Here is a 15792-nt window from a genome sequence, read left to right as displayed (position 1 = left end):
ACCGCCCGCCCCTCGAACAGGCCGATCAGGCCAGCAGGGCCTCGATGACGCCGGTGTGGGCGTCCTTCAGCTCCGCCAGCGAGACGCTGAACTGGCCCTGGACGTCCAGGCTGTCGCCGTCCACGACACCGATCCGGGTGGCCGGCAGGCCGCGCGCGGTGCACATGTCGTTGAAGCGGAGCTCCTCGCTGCGCGGCACCGCCACGACGGCGCGGCCGGCCGACTCCGAGAACAGCAGGACGAACGGGTCCTGGCCCTCGGGCAGGACGATCCGCGCACCGTGGCCGCCCTTGAGGCAGCTCTCCACGAGCGCCTGGCCGAGGCCTCCGTCGGACAGGTCGTGCGCGGCGTCGATCATGCCGTCGCGCGAGGCGGCGATCAGGATGTCGCCGAGCAGCCGCTCGCGCTCCAGGTCCACCGCGGGCGGCAGGCCGCCGAGGTGGTCGTGGACGGCCTGCGACCAGGCCGAGCCGCCGAGCTCGTCCGCCGTCTCGCCGAGCAGGTAGAGCAGCTGCCCCTCCTCGGCGAAGGCCAGCGGGGTGCGCCGGGTGACGTCGTCGATGACGCCGAGCACCGCGACCACCGGGGTCGGGTGGATGGCGACCTCGCCGGTCTGGTTGTACAGCGAGACGTTGCCGCCGGTGACCGGGGTGCCGAGCACCAGGCAGGCGTCGGCCAGGCCGCGGGTGGCCTCGGCGAACTGCCACATCACGTCCGGGTCCTCGGGGGAGCCGAAGTTGAGGCAGTCGGAGACGGCGAGCGGCTTGGCACCGCCGGCCGCGACGTTGCGGTACGCCTCGGCCAGGGCCAGCTGGGCGCCGGTGTACGGGTCCAGCTTGGCGAAGCGGCCGTTGCCGTCGGTGGCGACCGAGACGCCGAGGTTGGTCTCCTCGTCGATCCGGATCATGCCCGAGTCCTCGCCGACCGAGAGCACGGTGTTGCCGAGCACGTAGCGGTCGTACTGGTCGGTGATCCAGGACTTGGAGGCCTGGTTCGGGTGGCTCGCGACCTTCAGCAGGTCGGCCTTGAGGCCCTCGCCGGTGGTCGGGCGGGCCAGCCGCTCGGCGGTCGGGGCGTCGGCCTGCAGCGCGTCCTGCCAGCTGGGGCGGGCGTACGGGCGCTGGTAGGTCGGGCCCTCGTGGGCGACGGTGCGCGGCGGGACGTCCACCACGAGCTCGCCGTGCCAGTAGATCTCCAGGCGCTCGCCGTCGGTCACCTCACCGATGACGTTGGCGATGACGTCCCACTTCTCGCAGATCTCCAGGAAGCGGTCGATCTTGTCGGGCTCCACGATCGCGCACATGCGCTCCTGCGACTCGCTCATGAGGATCTCCTCCGGCGAGAGCGTGTGGTCGCGCAGGTGCACGGTGTCGAGCTCGATCCGCATGCCGCCGGAGCCGGCCGAGGCCAGCTCGCTGGTGGCGCAGGACAGGCCGGCGCCGCCGAGGTCCTGGATGCCCTTGACGAGCTTCTCCCGGAAGATCTCCAGGGTGCACTCGATCAGGAGCTTCTCCTGGAACGGGTCGCCGACCTGGACCGCCGGGCGCTTGGCCGGCTTGGTGTCGTCGAAGGTCTCGGAGGCGAGCACCGAGACGCCGCCGATGCCGTCGCCACCGGTGCGGGCGCCGTACAGGACGACCTTGTTGCCGGCGCCGGAGGCCTGCGCGAGGTGGATGTCCTCGTGCTTCATGACGCCCACGCACAGCGCGTTGACCAGCGGGTTGCCCTGGTAGCAGGAGTCGAAGACGACCTCGCCGCCGATGTTCGGCAGGCCCAGGCAGTTGCCGTAGCCGCCGATGCCCGCGACGATCCCGGGCAGCACGCGCCGGGTGTCCGGGTGGTCGGCCGCACCGAAGCGCAGCGGGTCCATCACGGCGACCGGGCGGGCGCCCATCGCCAGGATGTCGCGCACGATGCCGCCGATGCCGGTGGCCGCGCCCTGGTAGGGCTCGATGTACGACGGGTGGTTGTGCGACTCGACCTTGAAGGTGACCGCGTAGCCCTGGCCGACGTCGACGACACCGGCGTTCTCGCCGATGCCGACGAGCATCGCGTCCGAATCCGGCTTCTTCTCGCCGAACTGCTTCAGGTGGACCTTGCTGCTCTTGTACGAACAGTGCTCCGACCACATGACCGAGTACATGGCGAGCTCGGCGCCGGTGGGACGGCGGCCGAGGATCTCGCGGATGCGCGCGTACTCGTCCTCCTTGAGGCCGAGGTCGGCCCAGGGCTGGGCGGCGTCCGGGGTCTGCTCGGCGTTCTTGACGGTGTCGAGGCTCATCAGGCGTTCACCAGCTGCTTCAGGACGGAAGTGAAGAAGCCCAGGCCCTCGGTGGTCGGACCGGTGAGCGGCTCCACGGCGTGCTCCGGGTGCGGCATCAGGCCGACGACATTGCCGGCGGCGTTGGTGATGCCGGCGATGTCGCGGTACGAACCGTTCGGGTTGACGTCCAGGTAACGGGCGACGACCCGGCCCTCCGCCTCCAGCTCGTCGAGCACCCGCTCCTCGGCGACGAAGCGGCCCTCGCCGTTCTTCAGCGGGACGACGATTTCCTGGCCGACGGAGTAATCCCCGGTCCAGGCGGTGCCGGCGTTCTCGATGCGCAGCTTCTGGTCGCGGCAGATGAAGTGCAGCGAGTCGTTCCGGGTGAGCGCACCGGGCAGCAGGTGCGATTCGCAGAGCACCTGGAAGCCGTTGCAGATACCGAGCACCGGCATTCCGAGCTTCGCCTGCTCGATGACGGTCTCCATCACCGGCGAGAACCGGGAGATGGCACCGCAGCGCAGATAGTCGCCGTAGCTGAATCCGCCCGGCAGGACGACGGCGTCGACCTGGTGGAGATCCTTGTCACGGTGCCAGAGGGCGACCGGCTCGGCGCCGGCGAGACGGACCGCCCGCCGGGCGTCGCGGTCGTCGAGGGAGCCTGGGAAAGTGACGACGCCGACGCGGGTGGTCACTTGCCCTCCTCCTCGACCCGGACGGTGAAGTCCTCGATCACGGTGTTGGCGAGAAAGGTCTCGGCGGCTTCGCGGATACGGGCGAGCGCCGCGTCGTCGACCGGGCCCTCCACATCCAGCTCGAAACGCTTGCCCTGGCGGACGTCGGCGATCCCGGTGAATCCGAGACGGGGCAGTGCACGCTGCACCGCCTGTCCCTGGGGGTCGAGGATCTCCGGCTTGAGCATGACGTCGACTACGACGCGTGCCACTGGCACTCCCGGTGGTGTCTTCGGTGAGGCGGGGGAACTCCAGACTACCGGTGGTTTCGGGCAGGATTGCTGGCCGGGCATAGCGACGCGCGTAGACCCCAGACCCTTACGCAGCAAGGGATCCAGCGCCCCGATCACCCGCCCGGGCCGGCCGGTTTCCCCGGATTCGGCACTCGGAACGACGCCCTCCGGAGAACACCCGAATACGGCACTTGGGGACAGAACCGCCCGACCCGCACATCGGTATCAAGGAACCCGCCGAAGAGACGTGAATATCCGGAAAAGAATGCCGGACTCTTCGATTTCGGCCCCCTTCGGGTGCAGAATAGGGCCACCTGTCGCGGCAAGTGCTGCGTATCAGGCGAGCCGCCCGGCCCGCCCGTACGCGCTTGCGCGAGTTGGTGCACATCAGGCCCCGGTACCCCCTCGGACCGGCGGCCGAATTGCCCGAGAGGATTGACACCCATGGCTCAGCGTGTAGTTGTCACGCTCTCCGACGACCTGGACGGCGGCGCCGCCGCCGAAACCGTCCACTTCGGCGTCGACGGAAAGTCGTACGAGATCGACCTGTCCGTGGACAACGCGGAAAAGCTGCGGGAGGCCCTCGCTCCGTTCGTCGCCGCCGGCCGCCGGCAGAGCCGCACCGGAAAGTCCTTCCGGCGCACCGCCCTCACCCCGGACCCGGCCGCCGTCCGCGCCTGGGCCCTGTCCCGCGGGATGGAACTGCCGGCCCGCGGCCGCATCCCCAAGCACGTGTACGAGGCGTTCGCCGAGGCGAACTGACCCCGCGGGGAGCCCGCTCCCCGGTCGCCCCGCCCGCCCGGTCCGAAAGGGTGGGGCGACCACCCCGAACGATGCTGTAGAGTATTCCTCGTCGCCGCAACGGAGAGATCCGAAGAGGCGGCGGGTGCCCCACCAGGCACCATGCGGACGTGGCTCAGTTGGTAGAGCATCACCTTGCCAAGGTGAGGGTCGCGAGTTCGAATCTCGTCGTCCGCTCGCAGTGCGCGAGCACAGCACAACTCAATAGTTTGACCTGCGGACGTGGCTCAGTTGGTAGAGCATCACCTTGCCAAGGTGAGGGTCGCGAGTTCGAATCTCGTCGTCCGCTCAGATACGAAGGGCCCCCTCAATCGAGGGGGCCCTTCGGCATTCCCTCCCGGGGCGTCCCGGCACCCCCGCACCCGGCGGCCGGCGATATCGGCCATGACATTTGTCATCGCCGACCCGTGCGTCCCCACCGCGATGTCATGACGGCGCGCACTGCCCGTACGGCCCGGCCGACGGGAGGCTTGGGGCATGGAAACGAGCCGGCCCTCCCGCCCCAGCGACGACGTGATCGAGGTCACCGACCTGCACCGCCACTACGGCGGCGGCAGCACCGGGTACCACGCCGTACGCGGCGTCGACCTGACCGTCCGCCGCGGCGAGCTGTTCGCCCTGCTCGGCACCAACGGGGCCGGCAAGACCTCCACCATGGAGGTCATCGAGGGCCTGGCCGCGCCCACCGGCGGCACCGTCCGGGTGCTCGGCCGGGACCCCTTCACGGAGCGCGGCGCCGTCCGCCCGCGGATCGGCATCATGCTCCAGGAGGGCGGCTTCTCCGGCGAGCTCACCGCCGCCGAGACCGGCCGCACCTGGGCCGGGATGACCAGCGGCGCCCGCCCGGTCGCGGAGGCGCTGGAGCTGGTCGGCCTCGGCCACCGGGCGAACGTCCGGGTCAAGCAGCTGTCCGGCGGCGAGAAGCGCCGGCTGGACCTCGCGATGGCCCTGCTCGGCCGCCCCGAGGTGCTCTTCCTGGACGAGCCCAGCACCGGCCTCGACCCGGAGGCCCGCGCCGCCGTCTGGCGGCTGGTCCGCGAGCTGCGCGCCCAGGGCACCACGGTGCTGCTCACCACGCACTACCTGGAGGAGGCCGAGGAGCTGGCCGACCGGCTGGCCATCATGCACGGCGGCCAGGTCGTCACCTCCGGCACCGTCGCCGAGGTGATCGCCGGCCGGCCCTCCCGGATCTCCTTCGAACTGCCCGAGTTCACCGGGACCGCGCTGCCCCTCCTGCCCGGCGCCGAGCTGTCCGTCGACGGCCGCAAGGTCACCGTGCAGACCGTCGGGCTCCAGGACACCCTCACCGACCTGCTCGGCTGGGCCCGGCACCACGGCATCGCGCTCGGCGCGCTGGACGCCCGCAGCGCCTCGCTGGAGGAGGCCTTCCTCGCGATCGCCTCCGAGGCCGCCCACCAGCACCCCCCGCAGGCACCCGCCGCCACCCGCCCCGCCCGCCGCCGCCTGATCGGATCCGCCCGATGACCACCGCCACCGCCACCGCCGCCACCACCGCCGGTCCGCAGAGCACCGCCGTCCGCCGGCTGCTCGCCCTCGGCCGGGCCGAGGCCACCCTGCTGCTGCGCAACCGCACGGCCCTGTTCACCGCCCTGGTGCTGCCGCTGTTCCTGGTCGTCGTCCTCCGGAGCACGCTGGCGCAGCAGGCCGAGTCCAACCCCGGCCTGGACGTCGACTCGCTGCTGGTCTACGGCTCGGTCGGGATGGTCCTGGCCTTCGTCGTGTACTACAACCTGACCGCCGCGTACGTCGGACGGCGCGGCGAGCTGGTCCTCAAGCGGCTGCGCACCGGCGAGGCCCGGGACATCGAGATCCTGCTCGGCACCGCCGTCCCCTCGCTCACCCTCGGCCTGCTGATGGCCGCCCTGATCGGGATCGGCGGCAGCGTCGCCCTGCACCTGACCGTGCCGGTCAACCCGCTGCTGATGCTGGTCGGCCTGCTGCTGGCGCTGGCCACCATGATCGCCCTGGCCGCGCTGTCCAGCGCCTTCACCAGGACCGTGGAGAGCGCCGGCATCACCACCCTGCCGGTCATGCTGGTCATGCAGTTCGGCTCCGGCCTGTTCGTCCCGCTGGACGTCATGCCCGAGCAGCTGGCGAACATCTGCCGCCTGCTGCCGACCACCCCGGCCTTCCAGCTGATCCGCGTCGGCTGGTTCGGCACCGACGGCTCGGCCGCCGCGACCGGTTTCGCCGGCTCCTGGGGCGCCGCCGGCTCGCACCTGGTCACCGGGGGCATCTGGCTCGCCCTCGCGGTCTGGGGCGCGGTGCGCTACTTCCGCTGGGAGCCGCGCCGCTGAGCATCCGGCAGTAATCCGAAGGAACGCCCCCGGTCCGACCTCTGATATGAAGGCAGCAAGCATGATCGTGGTCGAACTGGGGGCGGAAGAAATGAGAATGCGGTCGCCGCTTCGCAGCTGGACGAGCCTGAGCAATCCCCAGCGCACCGAGCTGTACCTGCGCTGGTCGCTCTACCTGATGGCGCTGTTCATCCTGCCCGGCATCCTGCTCACCGTCGGGAGCGTCGCCGACCAGGCCGAGAACATCCCGGTGATCCGGATCTCCCTGCTGATCGGACTCGCCGTCACCCTGGTGCTGCTGCGGGCCTACCGCACCGCGCTCGACCACTACCTGGGCCGCCCCGCCGACCACCGGCTCTGGACCGCCCTCTCGGCCGGCCTCGCGGTGGCCGGCTCCTGGACGGTCCTGCTGTTCGGGCCCGCCGACGGCGGGACGCGGAACCCGGGAGGCGCGCCCTTCACCCCGTTCGTCGCCAGCGTCCTGCTGATCGCCTCCTTCGGGCCGGTGTGCGTGGCGCTGACCCCGCGCTGGGCCGCCGTCACCGGGGTGGGCATGCTGGCGGCCGTCTTCCCGGCCGGGGTGCTGTCCGGGGGCGACCCCGCCGGCGTCGCCGGGTACCTGACCGGACTGACCATCGGCATGGCCTTCATCGGCTTCAGCTGCCGCAGCTTCGCCTGGCTGACCTCGATCGTCTGGGAACTGGACACCGCCCGCGAGGCGCAGTCCCGGCTGGCCGTCGCCGAGGAGCGGCTGCGCTTCTCCCGCGACCTGCACGACGTGATGGGCCGCAACCTCACCACCATCGCGCTGAAGAGCGAGCTCGCCGTACAGCTCGCCCGCCGGGGCCGCACCGAGGCCGCCGACCAGATGGCCGAGGTGCAGAAGATCGCCCAGGAGTCGCAGCGCGAGGTCCGGGACGTCATCCGCGGCTACCGCACCGCCGACCTGCACGCCGAGGCGATCGGCGCCCGCGCGGTGCTGCGCTCGGCCGACGTCGTCTGCGAGATCGACCTCGGCGAGCACGCGGACGAGCTGCCGGCCCCGGTCCAGTCGGTGTTCGGCTGGGTCATCCGCGAGGCCACCACCAACGTGCTGCGGCACAGCGAGGCCGACCGCTGCCTGATCCGGCTGCGGACCGAGGACGGACGGGCCGTGCTGGAGCTGGAGAATGACGGGGTGCCCGACGTCCCGTTCCCCTCCCAGGGCAGCGGCACCGGGCTGCGCGGACTGCGCGAACGGCTCGCCGCCCACGGCGGCGAGCTGGCCGTGCCGACCGCCGGGGAGGGCGTCTTCCGGATGCTCGCCACCGTCCCGCTGCCGAGCTGAGGAAGAAAGACCGCCCGATGACCGAGAACGCCGCGCCCGTCCGCGTCCTGCTCGCCGACGACGAGCACCTGATCCGGGGCGCGCTGGCCGCGCTGCTCTCGATGGAGGACGACATCGAGGTGGTCGCCCAGGCCGGCTCCGGGACGGAGGCGCTGGCGATGGCCCAGGCGCACCGCCCGGACGTCGCGGTGCTGGACCTCCAGATGCCCGGCAAGGACGGCATCGAGGTGGCCGCCGCGCTGCGGCTGCTGCTGCCGGACTGCCGCTGCATGATCGTCACCGGCCACGGCCGCCCCGGCTACCTGAAGCGGGCGCTGGAGGTCGGGGTGCGCGGCTTCCTGCCGAAGACCGTCTCGGCGGCCGACCTGGCGGGCATCATCCGGACCGTGCGCTCCGGCGGCCGGTACGTGGACCCGGAGCTGGCGGCGGACGCGATCAGCGCCGGCGAGACCCCGCTGACCCCGCGCGAGACGGACGTCCTGGAGCTGGCCGCGGACGGCACCCCGATCGCCGAGATCGCCGAGCGCGCCTCGCTCTCCCAGGGCACCGTGCGCAACTACCTGTCCTCGGCGGCCACCAAGCTGGGCGCGGAGAACCGGCACGCGGCGGTGCGGATCGCCCGCGAGCACGGCTGGATCTGAGGGATCCGGCGCCCGCGGGCGATCGTTCCGGGCTCAGGCCCAGGTGGTGCCGGTCAGCCGCTCGTACACCTCGATGTACCGGGCCCGGGTCTGCTCGACGATCTCGGTCGGCAGCGCCGGCGGCGGCTGCTCGCCGTGGCGGTCCCAGCCGGAGGCCGGGGAGACCAGCCAGTCGCGGATCAGCTGCTTGTCGAAGGACGGCTGCGAGCGGCCCGGCTGCCACTGGTCGGCGGGCCAGTAGCGGGAGGAGTCCGGGGTGAGCACCTCGTCGCCGATCAGCAGCTCGCCGTCCAGCAGGCCGAACTCGAACTTGGTGTCGGCCAGGATGATGCCGCGCTCGCGGGCGATGTCCCGGGCCCGGGCGTAGACGTCCAGGGTGGCGCGGCGCAGCTGGGCGGCGAGCTCGGCGCCGATCCGGCGGGCGGTCTCCTCGTAGGAGACGTTCTCGTCGTGCTCGCCGACCTCGGCCTTGAGCGCCGGGGTGTAGATCGGGGCGGGCAGCTCGGAGCTGTTCTCCAGGCCCTCGGGCAGCGCGATGCCGCAGACCGTGCGGCTCTCCTGGTACTCGGCCAGGCCGGAGCCGGCCAGGTAGCCGCGGGCGACCGCCTCGACCGGGACCATCTCCAGGCTGCGGCAGACCAGCGTGCGGCCCTTCCAGTCGGCCGGGGCGCCGGCCGGGACCTCGGTGGAGATCACGTGGTTGGGGACGATGTCCGCGATCCGCTCGAACCACCACAGCGACAGCTGGGTGAGGATGCGGCCCTTGTCCGGGATCTCGTTCGGCAGCACCCAGTCGTGGGCGGACGTCCGGTCGCTGGCCACCATGACCAGCTCGCCCGATCCGGTGCGGTAGAGGTCGCGCACCTTGCCGGTGTGCAGGTGGACCAGGCCGGGTACCTGGACCGGCTCGGGCTTGGTGACAAATCCGCTCAAGGTGTTCAGTCCTCAGGGGTCGTTCGCGGGTGGGGCACCGCGAAAGGGGAGGTCACTGCCCCCGCAGTCTTTCACGACCGGGTTCGCCCGCCCCGACCCGTCCCCGGCCCCGGGGGACGGAGCGCCTAGTTCTTGCACAGTCGGTCCAGCAGGTTGGCGGTGGCCCGCTGGATCCGCTCGTCGGTCAGGCCCGGGCGGCCCAGTGCGGGCGACCAGGCGAAGGTGCCCGCCGCGAAGACGTACGCGCCGCTGGGCGCCCGGTACAGCGAGGTCTCCTGGTAGCGGGTGCGGCCGCCCAGGTCCTGGTACGGCGAGTGCGCCAGCAGCACCCGCTCGATGTGCTCGGGCAGCGCCACCTTGGGGTAGTAGCGGTCGGCCTCGCCGGCGACCAGCCCGGGCAGCTCGTCGCCCTCCTGGAGGCCGGTGCCGTCCCAGAGCCAGTGCGCGGTGTGCCGGGCGACCAGCGGGACGGGCGCGGCGACCCGCCCCGAGTACTGCACCCCGAGCAGCTGCTGCTCGGGCTCCCCGGCGTCCCGCCACAGCGCGCTGGCCGCGCCGGGCGCCCCTGCGGCCGGGCTGCCGGGGCGGACCTTCTGCCGCTTGCGGCAGTTGAGCAGCCGGTTGGGCTCGCCGGAGGCGGCGGCGCTCAGCTCGACCCGCCAGTACATGGTGTTGGCGGAGAGGAACACCAGCGAGGTGCCGCCGTCCCGGGCCCGCTCGGCGGCCCGGCGCATCGGCTCGGACCAGTACTCGTCGTGGCCGGGGAAGACCAGCGCCCGGTGCCGGGACGGGTCCACCAGGCCGGCGTGCAGGTCGGTGGCGGTGGCGTAGGAGAGGTCGTAGCCGAAGCGCTCGGCCCAGCGGATGAAGTCGTACGCGTGGCCGACGTGCAGCGGCAGTCCGGCGGTGGCGTGCGGGCGGTCGAAGGAGACGGTGACGGCCGCCTCCGGCTCGCCGACCAGACCGCCCAGGCCGTCCCAGGCGTGGTAGAGGCTGGCGCCGGTGCGGCCGTCCTCGGGGAACAGGTTGTACGCCTGCCAGGTCACGTCCGGGAGCACCAGGAGCAGCTCGGCGGTGCGCGCCCGCTCGTCGAAGTCCCGGACGGTGAAGGGGATGTGGCTGCGGTGCAGCATGTCCGCGGTGGTCAGCACGGCGACGTACGAGCCGGGCTTCCAGTGCGCCGGGATCTGGAGCCGCCAGGAGTGCCACCAGTGGTGGCAGGAGACCGTCCGGTCGACCACCAGCGGGGCGGGCTGGGCGAGGCCGGAGATCAGCGGGCTGGAGGTCATGTGGCGGGCGCCGTCGCCGCCGTAGTGGCCGATCCGGAAGACGTCCACGGTGAACTCGCGGGGCGGGTTGACGGTGACCCGGAAGTCCACCGAGCCGCCGGGGCGGATCACCCCGGCCGAGGCGAAGCCCTTGATCTGCTGGTCCACGTCGTTGGCGCCCTGCGGGCTGCCGACCGACGGCTTGGGCCGGGTGCCCGCGGCCAGCGGCTGCTGGCCGGGCGCGTCCACCGAGACGTACCAGGGGACGGCGCCCTCCGCCCCCGCCAGGTACTGGTCCGGGCTGCGCAGCCAGGGCAGCGGCCCCTGACCGAAGGGGTCGGAGACGCTGTAGGCGTGCGTCCCCGACTCCCAGCGGCGGTTGAGTTCGGTCCCCACGCGCCCCTCCCAGGTGCACTTCCGCCCGGTGGCACGTGCCCCCCGGATGTGCGTGCGGTCTAATACACCACAGAGTGCTGCCGTAACGTCACCCTCCGGTAGCAATTGGTGCAGGGAATCTCGCGCGCCTCCCGGGCAGGGCCTCCGGCCTGCGAAGACGCCGGGCGGCCGACCGATTTGGGGGCGCGCACCGGGGCACCGAGCGCCCTCCTGGAACGCCTGGGACGTCAGAGGCGGACGGGTTTCTCGAGACGGACGTCGGCCGCGTCCAGCCAGGCGCGCAGCGGGCCGTCCTGGCCCTGTTCGACGGCCTGGGCGACCGGGCCGGCCAGGTCGGTGCGGCGCACCCCGCCGAGCAGCAGCACCGGGCCGTCCAGCCAGTCCAGGCCGGGGGAGCCTCCGGCGGTGTCCACGGCGGCGCAGCAGACCATCGCGGTGACGTGGTCGACCAGCAGGTCGCGGCCGCTGCGGTCCGGTTCGAGCAGCGGGGCCGGGGCGGTGGTGCGGGCCAGCTGGGCGGCGAGCGCGGCGGCCAGCAGCTCGCCGTCGCCCTCGGCGAGCCGGCCCAGCAGCCGGGTGAGGGTCGGAGCGCCCGGGCGGGACTGCGGGGCGAGCCGGTCCAGGGCGGTCTGCAGGGCGGCGGCGCCCGCCCGCCAGCCGGCGTCCACCACCTCGGCCGGGTAGTCGGCCCACTCCAGCTCGTGCCAGCCGCCGGCCGCCGGGCGGCCGAAGAACAGGTCGGCGGCGAGCCGGGAGACCGCCCGGTCGACGGTGCCGGGCTCCTCCAGCAGGTCGCAGGCGGGGCGGTCGCCGAGCCGGCTGCCGTAGCCGTCGGCCAGCCGGTCGCGCCGGGACAGCTCGGTGAGCGCGGAGACCACGCCGGCGTTGAGGTGGGCCGGGTGGCGGCCGAGCCGCCAGGCGGGCAGCGCGACCCGGGTGAGCAGCCGGTCCCAGCCCGCGTAGGCCAGGCCGACCTGCTCCTGGGCGGCGATCCGCAGGCCGTAGTCGACCGCCCTGGCCTGCTCGGAGGCCCAGCCCGCGACCGAGCGCTCCAGCTCGGCGGAGTGGCCCCGGCAGGCGCCGAGCAGCCGGCGGACGACCCGGCGGACGACCCGGTCGGCGAGTGCGGCCGGACCGCGCCGGGGCGGCCGGGGCGGGGCGGCCAGGATGCCGCCGCCGAGGCCGGGGGCCGTGCCGCCGCCGGAGTCCAGGCAGGCGTCCAGGCGGCGCAGGAAGCGCCGGGCGGCCGCGATCTCCGGGTCGGCGGAGGCGGCGGTGCCGGCCACCACGGGGGCGAGCAGGGCCCGCAGCTCGCCGGCCCGCATCCACCAGAGGAAGGGCGAGCCGATCACCAGGACGGGGGCGGGCCCGGCCGGGTCCGGCTGCGGCGGCGCGGCCGTCGGCCGGGCGGACGGGACGTCCTCCAGCCAGCTGTCGCAGTCCGGGGTGAGGGCGACGGCGGAGGGCGCGGGCACGTCCAGCCGGTCCGCCAGTTCGTCGATCAGCCGGTACAGCTCGGGTGCCTCGGCGCGGTCCAGCGGGACGGCCGGGGTGGACGGCGGGACGGCCCGGCGCAGGGCCCGGGCGGTCAGCCCGGCCACCAGCAGGGTCAGCGCGGCGACCGCGCAGACCGCCCAGCGGGCGGCGTCCCAGCCGGCCGCGTCGGCGGCCCCGGGCGCGCCGATCCGGCCGGTGAACCGGCCCGCGAGCAGGACCACCGCGACGGCGGTGGGCAGGGCGGCGGCGGCCCGGGCGAGGCCTCGGACCCGCAGGACCGCCTGGGCGTGAGCGCGCGCGATGTCGACTGCTGCCATACGGTGCGGCACCCCCTTCGGAGCCCTCGGGCGCCCGGCTTCGGGCCCTGAGCCGACTCGAAATGATCAGTTCCGACCGGGAAGCGGAGGCGTCCGATCCCCGGTAGTGCATGCTGCGTGGCGCTACTGACATTTTCGACGCCCCGGTCCGGGTGGGTGTTCCGGATCACCCCGGTTTCCACTCGTCCCGGTGACACTGCCCGGATTCCGGACGCCGGCCGCCGGTCCGGTGCGAAGCACCCGACGACCGCCCGGCCGGACGCCGTCCAGCATCCCCCCGTGGGAGCACCGCTACCCGGCGGCGACCCCGGCGCACGGGCCCCGCGCACCGCGATCCAGCGCACCATAAGGCCGCGCAGCCGGTTGCGTCAGCCGGATGCGGGTGCTGTCACCCGATGGGCTGGAATCCGTCGGCCGAACGGTGAGTCCGCCCCGGTGGCCCCTCCAGCCCCGAAACGCCCGGGGCACTGCGCCCATGGGGGTTGACCGGCCAGCTCGGTTGTTCGAGCTTCGCTCGCCCCTGCCGGCGGTCCCCCGCCACGGGCCCGAGCGGGGCCGTCGCACGCCGCGGCCCCCGTGCGAACGGTTCGCACGGGGGCCGCGGTCGGCACGGGCACGGGTGGCCTCAGGCGGTGGCCGCCTTCAGCGCGATGTCGGTGCGGTGCTGGCCGCCCTTGAGGGAGATCCGGTCCACCGCGGCGTACGCGCGCTCGCGCGCCTCGGCCAGGTCGGCGCCGGTCGCGGTGACCGACAGCACGCGGCCGCCGGCGCTCAGCACCTGGCCGTCCTCGCCCGCCGTCGTCCCGGCGTGCAGCACGAACGCGGTGCCGTCCGCCTCGGCCTCGGCCAGGCCGTCGATCGGGTCGCCGGTGCGCGGGGCGGCCGGGTAGCCCTCGGAGGCGACGACCACGGTGACGGCCGCGCCCTCGTCCCAGCGCAGCGGCTCCAGCTGGTCCAGGGTGCCGTTGGCGGAGGCCAGCAGCACGCCCGCCAGCGGGGTGCGCAGCCGGGCCAGCACGACCTGGGTCTCCGGGTCGCCGAAGCGGGCGTTGAACTCGATCACCCGGGTGCCGCGCGAGGTGAGCGCCAGGCCCGCGTACAGCAGGCCGGAGAACTCGGTGCCGCGGCGGCGCAGCTCGTCCACGGTCGGCTGGAGGACGGTCTCCAGGACCTCCTCGACCAGCCCGGCGGGCGCCCACGGCAGCGGCGAGTAGGCGCCCATGCCGCCGGTGTTGGGGCCCTCGTCGCCGTCCAGCGCGCGCTTGAAGTCCTGGGCGGGCTGGAGCGGGACGACGGTGGTGCCGTCGGTGATCGCGAACAGCGAGACCTCGGGGCCGTCCAGGTACTCCTCGATGACCACGCGCTCGCAGGCGGCGGCGTGCGCCAGCGCCTCCGCGCGGTCGGAGGTGACCACGACGCCCTTGCCGGCGGCCAGGCCGTCGTCCTTCACCACGTACGGGGCGCCGAAGGCGTCCAGCGCCTCGGCCGCCTCGGCGGCGGTGGTGCAGACGTAGGAGCGGGCGGTGGGCACGCCGGCCGCGGCCATCACGTCCTTGGCGAAGGCCTTCGAGCCCTCCAGTCGGGCGGCCGCCGCGGACGGGCCGAACACCGGGACGCCGGCCGCGCGCACGGCGTCCGCGACGCCGGCCACCAGCGGGGCCTCCGGCCCGACCACCACCAGGGCGGCGCCGAGCCGGCCGGCCAGCGCGGCGACCTGCGCACCGTCCAGCTGGTCGACCGGGTGGACCGTCGCGACCTGCGCGATCCCGGCGTTGCCCGGGGCACAGTGCAGTTCGGACACAGCGGGATCTTGGGACAGAGAGCGGCACAGGGCGTGTTCGCGGGCGCCGCCGCCGATGACGAGGACCTTCACGCCTGGCAGCGTAGTCGGTGGCCTGTTCCGGCCGCTCTCCGGTCCCGTCGGATCCTCCAGGCGGAACGCTCCGTACGCCGAGCACACTGGAGGATCGTCCAAGCCCGACCGGGCCGATTCGGCGACGGGTGCCCGGGTCACGACGGCGGGTCACCGGACCCTCGCTCGGACGGGTGAAATCTCGCCGACCCCCGCAACCCGCCCACCTCGGGTTCCGTTGGCCGAAACCGGTAACGATCAGCGGAGAAGCGCCCCCACGGTCAGCCATTTGGCGGTAAGAAGTGCTGTTGGAGAACCACCGGCGGACACCACGTCAGCCGTTGCGCCGACAGACCCAGCAGTCCGCCCGCCACAGGGAGCCCCACAGGTGAGCCAGCCGGAAATGCAGCCCGAGGAGAGTGCCTGGGGCAAGGAGATCGGCGAGGAGGACCCGCCCGCCGCCGCCGTCGTCCGACGGGCCTCCACCCGACGCCGGGACGATCTGAGCACCCGACAGTTCCCGCTCGGGGACTGGGGCGAGCCCGCCGAACGGCTGGAGGAGCTCTACCGCTGGTCCGAGGAGCGGGCGGTCGAGGCCATCGAGTGGTACCGCCGGGACCGGATCTGGAAGCGCCGCTGGGCGCGCCTGCTGCGGTTCGGCGCGGCCGGCTTCGCGGTGGGCGGGGTGACCGCCCCGCTGGTCGACCTGGCCGGCGCCTTCGCGAACGGCACCGGCTGGGGCTACGTCGGCTTCGCGCTCTCCGCCGGCTGCCTGGCCGTCGACCGGGTCTTCGGCCTCACCTCCGGCTGGATGCGGGACGTCTCCACCGGACAGGCGCTGCAACGCCGCCTGGAGGCCTTCCAGTTCGACTGGGCGTCGGAGTGCGTGCGCGAGGTGCTCGGCCCGACCGAGGGCACCGCGGGCGAGGCCGCCGAGCGCTGCCTGGGCGTGCTGCGCCGGTTCTGCGAGGACGTCTCCGACATGGTCCGCTCCGAGACCTCGGAGTGGATGCTGGAGTTCCGCGCCTCGATGACCCAGCTGCCCACCCAGTCCGGCGGGGCCTGGGGCGGGCGCAGCGAGCCCGGGGTGGGCGCCCAGGTGCGGGTGCTGCCGCCGCCGGGCACCCGGCCCACCATGCCGCGTCAGCGGCCGCCGGAGGGGCCGCTGCGCTAGCGGTCGGGGCCGGGAGCCGGATCGCGACTCAGGGCTCG

13 protein-coding genes and 2 tRNA genes are annotated in these 15792 nt (G+C 73.6%); 8 read left to right on the top strand and 7 right to left on the bottom strand.

The genetic code is table 11. The annotated features are described in order from the left end of the window. Positions 1-25: 25 nt before the first annotated feature. Genes purL through purS form a run of 3 tightly spaced genes read right to left on the bottom strand, consistent with a single transcriptional unit; the run spans position 26 to position 3209 of the window. A complete protein-coding gene (gene purL, locus ACWDCZ_RS00410; RefSeq protein WP_449814821.1) occupies positions 26-2281 on the bottom strand; it encodes a phosphoribosylformylglycinamidine synthase subunit PurL in 2256 nt (751 codons plus the stop codon). Then, positions 2281-2958 (bottom strand): phosphoribosylformylglycinamidine synthase subunit PurQ, encoded by a 678-nt coding sequence (gene purQ / locus ACWDCZ_RS00405; protein ID WP_049654011.1) that lies wholly within the window; start codon positions 2956-2958, stop codon positions 2281-2283. The genes purL and purQ overlap by 1 nt, the downstream gene beginning before the upstream one ends. After that, on the bottom strand, positions 2955-3209 hold the full coding sequence (gene purS / locus ACWDCZ_RS00400) for a phosphoribosylformylglycinamidine synthase subunit PurS (protein ID WP_049654013.1): 255 nt from the start codon (positions 3207-3209) through the stop codon (positions 2955-2957). Before purS ends, purQ begins: the two co-directional genes overlap by 4 nt. Before the next feature lie 465 nt (positions 3210-3674). On the opposite strand from purS, the gene ACWDCZ_RS00395 reads away from it, so the two are divergent. The 7 genes from ACWDCZ_RS00395 (at position 3675) to ACWDCZ_RS00365 (ending at position 8317) form a co-directional block, all read left to right on the top strand. After that, on the top strand, positions 3675-3992 hold the full coding sequence (locus ACWDCZ_RS00395; RefSeq protein ID WP_030056585.1) for a histone-like nucleoid-structuring protein Lsr2: 318 nt from the start codon (positions 3675-3677) through the stop codon (positions 3990-3992). A 143-nt stretch (positions 3993-4135) separates the two neighbouring features. Further along, a tRNA-Gly gene (locus ACWDCZ_RS00390) sits at positions 4136-4208 on the top strand. A 39-nt stretch (positions 4209-4247) separates the two neighbouring features. Further along, positions 4248-4320, top strand: a tRNA-Gly gene (locus tag ACWDCZ_RS00385). Between the two features lie 188 nt (positions 4321-4508). After that, positions 4509-5516 carry an ABC transporter ATP-binding protein gene (locus tag ACWDCZ_RS00380; RefSeq protein ID WP_074001868.1) on the top strand — a complete coding sequence of 336 codons (1008 nt, stop codon included), beginning with the start codon at positions 4509-4511 and terminating at the stop codon, positions 5514-5516. Beyond that, the gene (locus tag ACWDCZ_RS00375) at positions 5513-6349 is read left to right on the top strand and encodes an ABC transporter permease (protein WP_380743517.1); all 837 of its coding nucleotides are present in this window, start codon (positions 5513-5515) and stop codon (positions 6347-6349) included. The genes ACWDCZ_RS00380 and ACWDCZ_RS00375 overlap by 4 nt, the downstream gene beginning before the upstream one ends. Positions 6350-6446: 97 nt before the next feature. After that, positions 6447-7676, top strand: a complete 1230-nt coding sequence (locus ACWDCZ_RS00370; protein ID WP_387970981.1) for a sensor histidine kinase — start codon at positions 6447-6449, stop codon at positions 7674-7676. A 17-nt stretch (positions 7677-7693) separates the two neighbouring features. Further along, positions 7694-8317 (top strand): response regulator, encoded by a 624-nt coding sequence (locus tag ACWDCZ_RS00365; protein WP_449814820.1) that lies wholly within the window; start codon positions 7694-7696, stop codon positions 8315-8317. Positions 8318-8350: 33 nt separating this feature from the next. On the opposite strand, the gene ACWDCZ_RS00360 is transcribed toward ACWDCZ_RS00365, so the two are convergent. From ACWDCZ_RS00360 to purD, 4 genes are all read right to left on the bottom strand, one after another. After that, positions 8351-9250 carry a phosphoribosylaminoimidazolesuccinocarboxamide synthase gene (locus tag ACWDCZ_RS00360; protein ID WP_449814819.1) on the bottom strand — a complete coding sequence of 300 codons (900 nt, stop codon included), beginning with the start codon at positions 9248-9250 and terminating at the stop codon, positions 8351-8353. Positions 9251-9375: 125 nt separating this feature from the next. Next, positions 9376-10914 carry a N,N-dimethylformamidase beta subunit family domain-containing protein gene (locus tag ACWDCZ_RS00355; RefSeq protein WP_049654022.1) on the bottom strand — a complete coding sequence of 513 codons (1539 nt, stop codon included), beginning with the start codon at positions 10912-10914 and terminating at the stop codon, positions 9376-9378. Between the two features lie 227 nt (positions 10915-11141). Continuing rightward, positions 11142-12728, bottom strand: coding sequence for a hypothetical protein (locus tag ACWDCZ_RS00350; RefSeq protein WP_449814818.1), 1587 nt, complete (start codon positions 12726-12728; stop codon positions 11142-11144). A 625-nt stretch (positions 12729-13353) separates the two neighbouring features. After that, the gene (gene purD / locus ACWDCZ_RS00345) at positions 13354-14601 is read right to left on the bottom strand and encodes a phosphoribosylamine--glycine ligase (RefSeq protein ID WP_049659445.1); all 1248 of its coding nucleotides are present in this window, start codon (positions 14599-14601) and stop codon (positions 13354-13356) included. A gap of 367 nt (positions 14602-14968) precedes the next feature. On the opposite strand from purD, the gene ACWDCZ_RS00340 reads away from it, so the two are divergent. Next, positions 14969-15754, top strand: a complete 786-nt coding sequence (locus tag ACWDCZ_RS00340) for an SLATT domain-containing protein (protein ID WP_074001872.1) — start codon at positions 14969-14971, stop codon at positions 15752-15754. The last annotated feature ends 38 nt before the right edge of the window (positions 15755-15792 follow it).

The sequence above is a fragment of the Kitasatospora sp. NPDC001225 genome (assembly GCF_053597855.1).
This window is presented reverse-complemented; position numbering and strand designations above follow the sequence as displayed.

Excerpts from the sequence above, each read along its gene's own strand:
- ACWDCZ_RS00365 (WP_449814820.1), top strand. The coding sequence starts at position 7,694 with ATGACCGAGAACGCCGCGCCCGTCCGCGTCCTGCTCGCCGACGACGAG.
- ACWDCZ_RS00370 (WP_387970981.1), top strand. The coding sequence starts at position 6,447 with ATGCGGTCGCCGCTTCGCAGCTGGACGAGCCTGAGCAATCCCCAGCGC.
- ACWDCZ_RS00350 (WP_449814818.1), bottom strand. The coding sequence starts at position 12,728 with ATGGCAGCAGTCGACATCGCGCGCGCTCACGCCCAGGCGGTCCTGCGG.
- purL (WP_449814821.1), bottom strand. The coding sequence starts at position 2,281 with ATGAGCCTCGACACCGTCAAGAACGCCGAGCAGACCCCGGACGCCGCC.
- ACWDCZ_RS00375 (WP_380743517.1), top strand. The coding sequence starts at position 5,513 with ATGACCACCGCCACCGCCACCGCCGCCACCACCGCCGGTCCGCAGAGC.
- ACWDCZ_RS00380 (WP_074001868.1), top strand. The coding sequence starts at position 4,509 with ATGGAAACGAGCCGGCCCTCCCGCCCCAGCGACGACGTGATCGAGGTC.
- ACWDCZ_RS00395 (WP_030056585.1), top strand. The coding sequence starts at position 3,675 with ATGGCTCAGCGTGTAGTTGTCACGCTCTCCGACGACCTGGACGGCGGC.